Annotated in this window: 9 protein-coding genes; 1 reads left to right on the top strand and 8 read right to left on the bottom strand. The window is 52.6% G+C overall.

Annotated elements, in window-relative coordinates; translation table 11 throughout:
- Positions 1-202 precede the first annotated feature (202 nt).
- A complete protein-coding gene (locus tag M1D61_RS02340) occupies positions 203-1,165 on the top strand; it encodes a DUF418 domain-containing protein (protein ID WP_458121021.1) in 963 nt (320 codons plus the stop codon).
- Between the two features lie 392 nt (positions 1,166-1,557).
- On the opposite strand, the gene M1D61_RS02335 is transcribed toward M1D61_RS02340, so the two are convergent.
- From M1D61_RS02335 to M1D61_RS02300, 8 genes are all read right to left on the bottom strand, one after another.
- Positions 1,558-4,470: a glycoside hydrolase family 3 C-terminal domain-containing protein gene (locus M1D61_RS02335; protein ID WP_458121020.1), complete on the bottom strand. Its 2,913-nt coding sequence runs from the start codon at positions 4,468-4,470 to the stop codon at positions 1,558-1,560.
- Between the two features lie 376 nt (positions 4,471-4,846).
- Positions 4,847-5,974 (bottom strand): toxic anion resistance protein, encoded by a 1,128-nt coding sequence (locus tag M1D61_RS02330; protein ID WP_458121019.1) that lies wholly within the window; start codon positions 5,972-5,974, stop codon positions 4,847-4,849.
- Between the two features lie 77 nt (positions 5,975-6,051).
- The gene (locus tag M1D61_RS02325) at positions 6,052-6,783 is read right to left on the bottom strand and encodes a hypothetical protein (protein ID WP_458121018.1); all 732 of its coding nucleotides are present in this window, start codon (positions 6,781-6,783) and stop codon (positions 6,052-6,054) included.
- Positions 6,784-6,814: 31 nt separating this feature from the next.
- Positions 6,815-7,855 carry an ATP-grasp domain-containing protein gene (locus M1D61_RS02320; protein ID WP_458121017.1) on the bottom strand — a complete coding sequence of 347 codons (1,041 nt, stop codon included), beginning with the start codon at positions 7,853-7,855 and terminating at the stop codon, positions 6,815-6,817.
- A complete protein-coding gene (locus tag M1D61_RS02315) occupies positions 7,836-8,678 on the bottom strand; it encodes an HAD family hydrolase (protein WP_458121016.1) in 843 nt (280 codons plus the stop codon). Before M1D61_RS02315 ends, M1D61_RS02320 begins: the two co-directional genes overlap by 20 nt.
- A complete protein-coding gene (locus M1D61_RS02310) occupies positions 8,678-9,826 on the bottom strand; it encodes a cysteine protease StiP family protein (RefSeq protein ID WP_458121015.1) in 1,149 nt (382 codons plus the stop codon). The genes M1D61_RS02315 and M1D61_RS02310 overlap by 1 nt, the downstream gene beginning before the upstream one ends.
- Before the next feature lies 1 nt (position 9,827).
- Positions 9,828-11,249, bottom strand: coding sequence for a phosphoribosyltransferase family protein (locus tag M1D61_RS02305; protein WP_458121014.1), 1,422 nt, complete (start codon positions 11,247-11,249; stop codon positions 9,828-9,830).
- Positions 11,191-12,399 (bottom strand): HpcH/HpaI aldolase/citrate lyase family protein, encoded by a 1,209-nt coding sequence (locus M1D61_RS02300; protein WP_458121013.1) that lies wholly within the window; start codon positions 12,397-12,399, stop codon positions 11,191-11,193. Before M1D61_RS02300 ends, M1D61_RS02305 begins: the two co-directional genes overlap by 59 nt.
- Positions 12,400-12,554: the final 155 nt, after the last annotated feature.

Here is a 12,554-nt window from a genome sequence, read left to right as displayed (position 1 = left end):
AGCGTCTTTTTTTTATGCGTGAGTATCTATTCAAGCTCTACCTTTCAACGCTGTAAGCTTTCCGTAAGGTGAATCGATAGTGCCCGGCTGGATCTTCTTTTATGCTGGGTGTATGGAGCGACTGTATGTGATGGAGGAGCAGTAAGCCTGTTCCCTTCTATGCTGTCTTTCGTACAGAGATTCGCATGAAGGAGGAGTTATATTGAGACGTTTGGCCAACCTGGATATTCTGCGGGGATTTGCCCTATGCGGAATTATTCTGATCAATATCATGCAGCTGGTGAATTACAATCTGGACAAGACACCGCTGGATGAAGGCATTCAGAAGTTTTTGTATTTTGCTGTGGAACAGCGGTTCTATGTGATTTTCGCTTTTTTGTTTGGAGTAGGATTTCATATTTTTATGACTCGTGCAGAGGCTCGCGGGGAGCGGCCGCTGCTCCGTTTTACCCGCAGGCTGGTCATTTTGCTGATGATCGGTATTATTCATCATTATTTTCAGCCTGGTGAAGCGCTGCTCGTGTATGCCATACTCGGTTTCTTCCTGATGCCGGTTCACCGGGCCAAGCCGTGGGTGAGTCTGCTGCTGGCACTGTTCATTATTGGGGGTAGTGCCTTCTGGCTCGGAATTGCCCAGCTGGAGACACTCGGTATGTTCTTCCTCGGGAAGTGGACCGGACAGATCGGACTGTTCGCCGAGCCGGAGCGCTATCGCAAAGGGCTGCGGATTACGCAGGTTACCTCGCTGCTGCTGATCTGGCCGCTGCATCTGCTAGGTAACCGGATTCTGGATCAGACCGGGCTGGTCGATATGGCCTCGACAATGAGCGGATTACCAGTAAGCGTTTTTTATGTAACGACACTGACGCTGCTGCTTCGTCATCAGCGGGTAGAGCGTCTGCTGACACCGCTCGGCAATCTCGGCCGCATGGCCCTGACCAACTATTTATCCCAGACTGCGATTATTCTACTGCTGTCGCATCTGCTCCACTGGCCTTTTCAGGTACATATCACGGTGCTGATAATATCAGCTGTATTCATTCTGATCATTCAGATAATTATCAGCAGCTGGTGGCTGAGCCGATTCAGCATGGGACCGGTCGAATATGTATGGCGCCTCGGCACTTATGGAAAAAAGCAGCACCGGACCGTAACGCAGTCCTGAAGAAAGGAATGACCCGGCATGATCCGCAAAGCTCTGTGTATAGGAATAATTGCCGTGCTGTTAATCCTTGCTTTCTTCGTTGCTGTTCAGCTGCCTATTCACCAGTTCAACCAGGGCTGAGCGCGAGTCCATCCTGCTTTATCACAGGTGATACATCTGATTGCATCAGACCCGACAAATGTAACGATCCTGCCTGTTGCCCGGCAGAACTTGCCAAATACAAAGACAACTGCATATATAGCCAAAAAAGCGACAGCTCTCTCTTAGGAAAGCTGCCGCTTTTTTCATTACTACTTGTTTGCTGTTGCTTGTTTAATTATTATGCTCTGTACGGCTTCAAAATCAAACAATCGTTTCCTGAGTGTTAATCCATCGCACCTAATACCTGCCTGCTAGTGCTGAACGCCGAATCGGAATTCACGGATACGGGTTCCCTGGCTGAGTACCAGATATACATCATGGCGTCCTGTAATGTGCTGCACATTGATCCCTGTATCCTGCCAGTTCTGTGCTCCAGCAGCTGATGCATCCAGAGTCAGCGTCCCCGCCAGTTCTCCATCCGGTGCATCCAGGCGAATCTGGATCTCTCCCTGCTGTCCGGCAAAGGCTGCCCGTGCCTGGAAGTGCCCTGCACCTGCTGCGCCGAATTCCGCATCGCTGAACAGAACCCATGCTCCATCTTCCCGCGCTTCCACCGCAGCTCCGCCTTCTTTGGATTCCACCAGATGGACGTGACGGTAATCATCATAGTTCTCCGCCAGCACGGTCTTGTACAGGTCCTGCGGCGGAATCACTTCTCCATTTACCCGGACTTCGGCCTGCCGCTGGATATCTGCTGAGGAACGTCCGATCATGAATGTGTAGCTGCCGGACTCTACGCAATACCGGCTGCGGGTCACATCCCAGATGGCCAGTTCTGCAGCCGCCAGCTGGAACGTTACTGTCTGCGATTGCCCGGCTGCCAGATGAATACGCTGGAAAGCCTGCAATGTACGCAGCGGCCGCTGGATACGTGACTGCTCCAGTTTCGTATACAGCTGCACCACTTCATCACTGTCGATATCACCGGTATTGCTGACCCGGACAGACAAACGAACCATGCCTTGAGCATCCACTTCTGCCGTATCCAGTTCCAGATCGCTGTATTGTATCGGTGCATAGGTCAGACCATGACCAAACGGATACAGTGCCTTTCCGTCAAAATACTGATACGTCCGCTGTGAACGGATGATATCGTAGTCTTTCAGATCCCCGAGCTGCTCCTCCGAACGGTACCAGGTCATATTCAGACGTCCTGCCGGAGCATAATCGCCATACAGCACATCCGCTACGGCACTGCCCAGTTCCGGACCCGCATGGGACAGATAGAGAATTGCCGGAATATGCTCTTCCACCCATTCCATTGCAAATGGATAGCTCCCCACGACAACAACCACGGTACGCGGATTGGCTGCATATACTTCCTGGATCAGCTTCAGCTGCGAAGCAGGCAGTTCCAGACCCGGACGGTCATTCTCTTCCTTGCCGTTGATCAGCGGATTGTTGCCTACAAATACAACAGCCGTCTCGGCTGCCTTCGCCGCAGCTACTGCCTGCTCCAATCCATTTTCCAGTACGTTCTTGTCAAAATATATCTCTTCGACAAGTCCATCTTTCTCATCCGCAATGACCAGCTGGCCCTCGTCTCCGCCAGCATGCACAGTGCGTCCGTTCCATGTGCTGATAGCCACCCGTCCGTCTTCCTGCTGATCCAGACCGAATACTTCTTTGACGAACCAGCCATAGGCCTCGTCGGCAGAAGCGGTAATCTGCTGGCTGTCATCATCGGCCGTCCAGTACTTGCCATTTGCGGCCGAACGAATCGTGTAACTGCCAAATCCCCAGTCGGATACGGTGAATACACTGTTGTCCTCTTCACCGGATACTCCTGCCGCTGCATCGTCTGCCGATTGTACAGCAGATGAAGAGACAGTCATACCTGCCCGAACGGCTGGCTTTTCCTCTGCGGAGGTAGGCTGCTGAACGGATAACAATTTTGCGTTTCTCGAGGAAGTGAAGCTCACCCGGTCATTCCCGTCATGATAATGCACATTGCCCTGTGCCTTGGAGCGAATACCCTGCAGGCCGGTAACTGCATAAGGCAGGGTGCCCGAGTACCAGTCCCGATAGACGATATCACCGAGTTCGCCGATCACGGCTATATCGCCGGTGCTTTTACCGGACAATGGCAGAGTGCCGTTATCATTTTTGAGCAGGACGATTGATTTACGTACAGCTTCCGCTGCGATCGATTTGGCTTCATCGGTCATCATGGATTCTTCTCCGATCGCCGCATACGGGTTTAGTTCCTCCGGATCAAATTCGCCAAGCCGGAAACGCACCCGGAATGTGTTGAACAGTGCACGATCAATATCTTCCCAGCTCAGCAGCCCCTGCTCCAGCGCTTCACGCAACGCAGCTTTGGAGAGATCGGCATCATCGGTAATACTGTCGATACCGGCTTTGACCGATTCCGCGACGCCTGGCGTATGCGAATCATAATATCCGTGATCATTCATAATGCCCATTACATCACCGGCATCGCTGACGATAAATCCGTCCATGCCCCATTCGCCCTTGACCACTTCATGGACGAGCGGATGCAGCAGTGCGGGTATACCATTGATGGAATTGTAGGCTGTCATCATCGATTGGGCTTTGCCCTCGGTAAATGGCTGTTCAAACGCCTTGAGGTAATATTCCCGCATATTGCGCGGATCGATACTGGATGAGCCGCTGCCACGATCCACTTCATTATTGTTGCCCAGAAAATGCTTCAACGTCGCTACAGCCTTGAGATATGTAGGATGGTCCCCCTGAATGCCCTCTACCAGACGAGTTGCCAGCTCACCGGTCAACCGCGGATCTTCACCATAGGCCTCTTCATTGCGTCCCCAGCGCGGATCACGCTCCATATCGACTGTAGGCGCCCAGAGTGTCAGCCCGTTCACGGCCGGATTGCGCTTGTACATCACCCGTGCTTCATCCGAGATCACCTTACCGATTCTGCGCATCAGATCGCTATCCCATGTGCATGCCAGTCCGACCGGCTGCGGGAAAAAGGTCGCTTCGCCCAACCAGGCAATTCCGTGCGCCGCCTCGGTACCGTGCTTGTAAGCTCCTACACCGAGCCGCTCGATCGCAGGCTGATACTGCAGCATGGATTCGATTTTCTCCTCATCAGTCAGGCGGGATACCAGATCATGAACACGCTGATCCAGCTCCTGGGTATGATCCTGAAACAGATACTTGGTTGTTTGTTCCATATTGTTATATCTCCTTTAACTTTAGTGTCTGTAAGGGTGCATTATACCGAATAATGTTTTTCTGCCTTCGTTTTCTGTGCTGCTACATTTTTATGGTAATGCAATCATTTACCAAAAGAAAGCCCTTACAGTCTGAATTGTCAGGTCATAATTAGCGTAATAATTAGTGAAGATTTCTATGGCTCCTATAGCTGCTGCCGTCACTCCAACATGTTCTGATTCCAGACAAGTCGGCGTGCCTGTTCCCTGCTTCCTGCTCCCTATCCTGTTACCATGAAAAAAAGCCCTCTGCATCGGCAGAAGGGCTTTATATATCGGATGTTATTCCTGTTTCCGGCTCATCTACCGCTTTCCCGCCAAAGCGGGAAAACTGCGATTACCGTAACAGATCAGCCAGCGGATCACGGCTGGCAGTAGAACCGGCAGCACTGCCATTCAGCGCTGCCGATGATCCGGCAGAAGTCTCTGCCTTTTCCAGACCAAGGCGGCGGGTCATCTGTTCATTTATGGTAGACAGCTTGGTCGTATAATCCTGGCAGCTGTTAATAATCTCACGGTTGGAACGCTCGGATGTATCCAGCGCAGACATCAGATCGGAAATCGCCTGATTGACTGATTCAAGCGACATCGTCGGTTTTTTGAGCAGTTCGGCAGAGCGTTCGCTGTTCGTTTTCAGCATCTCGGCATTGCGCTTGAACTGATCCTCGATCGTCTGGTTGACGCTCTCGACCGCATCGGCTACCCGTTCCTGATCTTCGATCGCCAGCGCGATCATGGCGGAGATTTTGATCAGGTTGGCGGCTTTGTACACCGAGTCATTGACCGAATCAATCAGCTTGTCATTCGTATCGTTGACAATATCGGTGGCAGCAATCGCCTGGTTGAACAGCATAATATTTTCGGTCATCGACTGGGTGCGGGTCATTACCTTGCGCAGACCGCGTTCCAGATAGACTTTGCGATGTTCATTTTCCGGCTTTTGAATTTCGGCTTCGAACAGCTTTTTCAGCTCGCCGCCCATGGCGATTTTGTACTGGAGATTATAGATCTCCTGCAGGGAATTGCGCTTGAGAGTACGCATGCTGATCATGTTCTCTTCCAGTGTATCCTTGCCGTCGCGCAGACCCTGTACGATAGCATCGACATTTTTACTGACAGACTGGTATTTGTAAACGTAATTTTTGATTGGGGATTTGCGCAGCAGTTTGCCAAACAGGCTGACATTTTTGCTCTGCTGCAGCGCTTCGCATTCATCGCGCAGGGACAGGATCAGATTGGAGACCTGCTTGGACTTGCCCGACATCAGATCATTGACCGGACGGTCCAGCATCTGCAGGGTCTGGGTAGCCCGCTCCTGCGTCTGCATGCCGAGCTTGCCGACTTCATCCATCAGCATATCAAGGCTCATGCTGTCTGCCTGAGCCACCTTCTGGATGATGACAGTAGCTTCCTGGGTAACCTTTTGTTCATCTTCTTTTTTTAAATTTAACGGTGGAGTTGCCATCGCACTCTCCCCTTTCATCTATTTCAGCGATTGTCGGACCGGAGCAGGGCAGCTGCACCGCACCTTCATTTCGGGCATCAGGAGTAACGCTGATGAATGATTTCCGCTCTGGATTGCAGTTCGATCAGGTCTTTATGTTCAATCGTTTTGACGATATGGGTAATGCGGTTGTTGACGTCCCGCAGCCCATCGAGCAGGATGCGGCGGTTTTTCGTTTTGGCTTCGCCGCTGAGACGCAGGAACGGGTTGATCACGCTGTTCAGGTCTTTCAGCACCAGCCGTTTGACCGTATGGTTGATATCGTCATTATGCATCTCGGCCAACATCGGGATTACGCGCTGCAGGCGCAGGAACAGCGAACAGGATTTTTCCACAATTTCGTTATCGAGATTGTTCTTCTGGCCTTCGGAAATGATCATCTCTTCCAGCACGCTCAAATACTCCATTACCGGTTGAAATACCGGCGGAATCTCCTGGAGTTCCTGAGCCGGCACACCGGCGGCGGAAGCTGCTGCAACAGGCTGAGGGATTGGTGGAGCAGCAGTTCGGGCAGAGCGTTCAGACACAGTGTTTCTCTCGGATACAGGCAGTGGATTGCTGCGTCCTGTCGGAAGTTCCGGCTCAGGCTGTGTAAATTCCATCGACGGACGCGCTTTGCGCTCCGGCCGTGTAATGCCATAGATGGAGCCTGCCAGCGGAAACAGAAGAGTGATATATTCCGGTACATCCCACACACCCAGCACACATCCGACTACATAACCTGCACCTCCGGCCAGTAACGTTCTGCCTATCATTCTGCTTTTACTCATCCATATTCACCTGCCTTTTCAGCTGATCTATTTATTGCGCAGGCTGTCCCTGCATCAGAACAGGCTGCTCTACGTAACTTGTTAACAATCCATATTCCGGCGTTTGCGGATCGACTTTGTAGCCAAGAGCCATTTTAACGGCCAGATAAGGGAAATTAACACCGCTCAGGCAGGTCATATGCAGACCGCCGGACATACGCGGGTTAATCTCCAGCGCTTTGGGAACAGTGCCCTGATAAATCAATTGTAGATTATAATTATACGGAATCTTGTAAAACTGCGCCACTTTTCGGGCGATTTCCAGTAATTCAGGCACTTCTTCCAGAAGACGGGAACGTCCGCCGGCTTTGCGCCTTGGGACAGCAGCAAGCAGTTCTCCTTGCGGAGAAGCCAGACAGTCGATGCTGTATTCATGACCTTCCAGCAGCTCCATCACCATCAGTTCCGGAAAAGATTCCACCCGGGACAGTGCCGCATAGGCCTGCTCATAAGATATTCTCGGACTCACCGTATCGAACAGCGCGCCCAGTGCATCATAATCCGGGTCGATGATCCGAAAGCCTGCCCCGCCTTCCATACGTGTCGGTTTGAAGCAGACGCTTAGCCCCAATTCACGCAGTTCTTCATACGCCTGCCTGAACTGGTCGGCTGTATTCACCAGCCGATATGCCGGCACGACCATCAGCCGATTCTGCTCTGCCGACAGGAAAAAGTTGCCCTTGTCCTCGATCTCATTGAGCAGCTCCATATCCGTACAGCAGACCAGCTTCACACCCATTTCGGCAAAGGAAGCTGCCGCCGCGACCACATAACGCATCCCCCAGCGCGGAACGAACACCTCAATCTGGTGACGCCGGCAAAAGTCCAGGCAGTACGCCGCATAGGCTTCACCTGTTAATACGGGCTCAACCTCCGTATAGTCGCAGGCACGCAGGGATACATGCTCGGGATCACGGTGTGTGCCGTAAATCTCAAATGCCATGCCGTCTTCATTGTGACGTACCGCATTCATATAATGATATCCTACCGCAAAGCTGCGATTGAACCAGATTCTAACTTTCCGTCCGCTCATAGTTCATGATTCCTTCCCTGTTCATGATGTCCAGTACAAACTGCAAAATATCCTCTGCCGCCCGAATGCCGGAACGCGCTGTAAATCCGTATTTACCCTGCTTCTCACCACTCTGGAAGCCGCGGTAGAGCTCGCCGTGCGCAGGAGCAATCGCTTCATCTGCGTAATCCAGCAGTCCGCGGTCCAGCAGGGAATCCCCGGAAGCAATGACCCGATCCGCACCCGCCATGCATTTTACATGCTCGATCGCCCGATTTTTGCTGACCGGGAAAGGAACCAGATATACCTTTCTCCCCTGAATGGAGAGACCCCAGCCCAGCTGCGCCAGTTCCGGCAGAATCGCCATCACCTGCTCATCCGGCATCATCTCCCGGTCCACCAGTACGGAGAAGAACGTCTCTTCCCAGTAGCTCTCCCGGATGATCCATGATGGATCGGATACCCGGTGGAAGACGGAAATGGCTTCGGCAGGCGGCGCTGACTGACGACGTACGTCCAGCATAATCTGCTCATGCCATTCCCGGTCCACCTGACCGTTGATCAGAATATGAGCGCCATTGCTTGTAATCGCATACTTTGGCACAACCTGTTCCCGGAAAATATGAATGCGATGATACAGTTCCAGCACCCGTGTCGTCACCGGTACAAAGGGAATACTCCCGGCAATCTCTCTCAGCTGTTCCAGCGCCCGGATTGAAATATGGGAGATGACACGTCCCTCCACCATTTCAGCCGGTATCATCACTCGATCGTCCACATCCATCCCGCGGGAGCGTTCCGAATAGATCAGTGTCTGGTCCAGATCACTAGCATACAGCAGCATCAGGATTGCTCCTCTCTTGGCTTAATAATTCCGCAGCAGGAATAGGTTAGCTGCGGACAGACTTCGATCTGTGCCTGACGCTCACGAGCCAGCAGCAGAATATGACGCAGATTCGGATTGTCTTCCCGGTCGATGAGGATTTTCCAGGGAACCCGGCGCAGCAGGACACGCGTCGTCTCACCGACACCCGGCTTGATCAGATTAATATCCCTGATCTGATACTCCTGCTGAATCCAGCGAATATCTTCAATTCCCTGCCAGTTCGCCGGTACAGGATGCTCCAGCAGCTCCCCGGCCTGCTGCTCCGCCAGCTGCTGTACCGCGGAGAAATATTCACTAATATGATCGACAAATGTATTGGACAGATCCTGATCCAGCCACTGTCTGTAAAATTTGGACCCGTGAAAATCATTCTCCCCGACCAGATCATCCCGTAGAACGGTCCGGCTCATCAGCCCGGATACCGTCGAGTTCAGGCACGCACTCGGAATGAGAAAATCTTCCCTCGTCCCGTATGTATCCGAAGAACCGCCGGGATCGGCCAGTACCGCCAGATCATCATTCAGCGTAACACCGTATCGTTCTTCGAACTCGCGACAGGACTGTATAAGTACATTACGGATCGCACCCTTGCCGGTCCATCCGTCGACAAACTGAATCTGCTTGCCGACCCCGTGTTTTTGCAGAATATATTTAAGGGCGTTCCTATCGATGCCTTTACCCCGGATAATCGAAATGCTGTAATGCGGCAGATCCAGATTGTACTTGTGCAGCAAATAGCGCTTGATCAGGATACCTACCGGCGTACCTGCCCGGGCGAGAGAGACGAGCACTGTCTGAGGTCCCCGCTTGTGCAAAATCAGTTCGCTGACCACACCGGCAGCCAGCGCCACTTTCTCCGCCGAATCGGCCAGTGTACGCTGGAACAGCTCCACATACTCATCGGTCGGCTGGTATTCCTGCGGAAGCATCTCCGAATAGTGGGTACCGGTCTGGATCGCTTCTTCCCGCTCCTCGGTACCACGCTCCAGATTCACATCGCTCAGATCCTTCAGCAGAAATACCACATCGGCAGGCGAATAGCTGCCCAGCTGTACAGGATCGGCCAGCTGCGGCTCGTTCCAGGCGTTATGCGTCTCAGTTGTCATGTTATTGACCTCCCTGACTCAGCTGGGTACTGCCGCAGATCACAATATGAATCTGCTGGAACATGCCGCCTTGCAGACTGTCAATTAGTGTATCCAGATTCCCTTCCGGTACCTGCCGTTCCAGAAATACGAATACTTCGTCATACACATCCAGGATGAGATTATAGACATAATTGGTAACACTGCTGTCTTCAGGCGAAGTAAATGTATGCCCTGTACGGATCGGATAGCCCGAGTCGATCGACCGGTATACCGGACTGCGTGTCGTCGAATGATAGGAGATCCCTTCCCCCATCTCTGCGCTGATCATCATCGGGATGTACATGAATTCTTCGGTGCCCAGGCATAAGGTACGCTGGCCCTTCCGCTGTCTGCTCAGTATGTCAGCTGCCTGAAGGATGCTGGCTGCTGTCCGCCGGTTGTCCTGCTCATCAATGCCAAATCTGCCGGTTCCCATCATAAATGGCCCGTTATGCAGTACCCCTGCGCCATCGACAGACTGTCTGTTTTCCAGCAGTTCGAACACATTTTCCAGTTCGATCCTGTTTACTGGCGCCGGGGATGCCGTCCCAGCAGGTACATAGGCCGGATGTGACAGGTCCGGCTTGCCTTCCACTTCAATCTGGCCTTTGACCAGTGAAATAGGTGTAATCGCGATACCCAGCTCCCGCTCCAGTTCGGCGTATCGTCGTACATTGTCCTCGCTTCGCCAGTCCAGCAGAGAAGCGACATAGTAGGCTTTACGTGGATGCTGTTCATGAATCGCCCGGATAATATTCAGCGCCGTCTTGCCGGTTGTGATCTCATCATCGACTAGTACAATCGGATGATCGCCGGCAATCATGCGCGCTTCACGTGCATAGCAGCGGTGGGATACTGCATGGGAATGCTCTTCTTCGAACTGGATAAATGGCTGCTGACCTACAATCTGATGCCGGGTTGTATGTACATAGGTCGCTCCCTCGCTAAATGCACGGTACATGCTGTGTCCAAGCGCAGTTGCCGTCTCCGCAAACCCGATAAAAGCCACCGGCTCCGGCAGCTTCAGCTTTAGCCGCATCAGCTGCTCATATGCACCGGCCACTCCCATGCCAGAGGACATTGCCTCGATCAGCCCGGGCAGCAGCTGTTCGACCTCCGAGTCCATCTCTGTGTCCATTCCACGGTACAATAGCAGCGACAGAGCTGCTCCGCTCAACAGGGACTGGTACGGATTCACCGCCAGATGCTTGCCCAGCACCTTGCTGACAAACAGAAAGGACCGCTTCGGATTGACCCGCGCTGCCATTTCAAACAGCTGCTCCAGCGGAAGCTGGAACGGATTGTGCTCGACCGTTACATGTACTGCCAATCCATCCAGAATCTTATACGTAGACGTGCCGTTCTTGCTCTGAGAGTAAAGAGATGAAATGTTGTTGTTCATGCAGCACCCCGTATATTTGTGATCGGGCCATAATTCGTCTGGCCCAGTTAAGATGTGGTTTGATCTCGTTCATTTTGTTGGCATATCCGCTTTTGAAGACGCCGAGTTCGCCTGTATTGTTGGCGATAATCCCCTGTGCATCTTCGTATTCTTCCTGTCTGACCGTGTAGAGTGACTGCACAAGTCCGATATGGGAAGGGTGAATAATTGTCTTGCCGATCATTCCGTTTTCCTTGTCCATAATCACTTCCCGGATCAGTCCATCGACATGGTGGTTGATATATTCATTGCGCAGCTTGCGCCCGTCCGCCCCGAGTGCCTCCTCAAAGGGAGACTGGCGAATCTGCGGCTTCAGTACCCGTTCTCCGCTGGAAAAGTATTCCCATACCGGTCCCGAGATGACATACCCCGCATCCATCCGGCCGAACAGGTTGATAATATCCGAAATGCAGTCCCGGATCGTCGTAATATCATAGATGGTCATCTCTGAACTGCGCCGCAGTCCGAACAGACTGGAGAAGTCCGTAGCTCCAATGCGCACGTTCAGCACATATTCCCTGTAAGTATCCAGCACCTGTTTGATGGCGATCAGTTCATCCATCCGGCTCTCCCGGTAGATGACCGCCGCCGTCTCCAGGATCGGCAGACCATACAGCACCGGAGCGCCTTCACGTCTGAAATCATTATACTCTGCAATGACCTCCAAATACTGCTGACCGACCGGAGCACTGAACTTGGGCAGCATAATGCCGGCAATACGCTCCATACCGCCTGCCATATGGCGGATAATCCGCTGCAGCTGCTGCACATTTCGCACTCGGATAAACAGAAGCGGGATAATCGGCCGGACCGAAGGGTCAGTCGCCATGACTTCCTGCAAATAATGGACCTGCTCCACCAGTGAACGTTCAGCCGCCTCTACCTGCTGATCTCCGATCGCATCTTCCAGATCGAACACCCATGAAGTCAATCCGCGGTGCTTCTGGGTGAGGATGTCCCGGGCGATCGTCGACCGGGTCGCCGGACAGTACAGCGCCGGTCCGATCGCATAAGCCAGCAGATCCCGCTCGGAAGAGTTATCATAGTGAACCGGTACCGAGTAGAACAGCTCCTGCTCTTCCGCCTGTGACAAATAATTAAAGTAACGCATAACACCCCTCCTGAATGGGTCCCGCCCTGGTTGCCATGATGCTGTCATCCGGCTAACCTTCCAGATAAAATAAGCCCCTCCTGTATAGCCAGCAGGAGGGACGACAATAGTGCTCTAACAACCGCACACAACAACAGAGGTGAATCACAAGCTTT

This window comes from Paenibacillus sp. Z6-24 (assembly GCF_054161335.1).
This window is presented reverse-complemented; position numbering and strand designations above follow the sequence as displayed.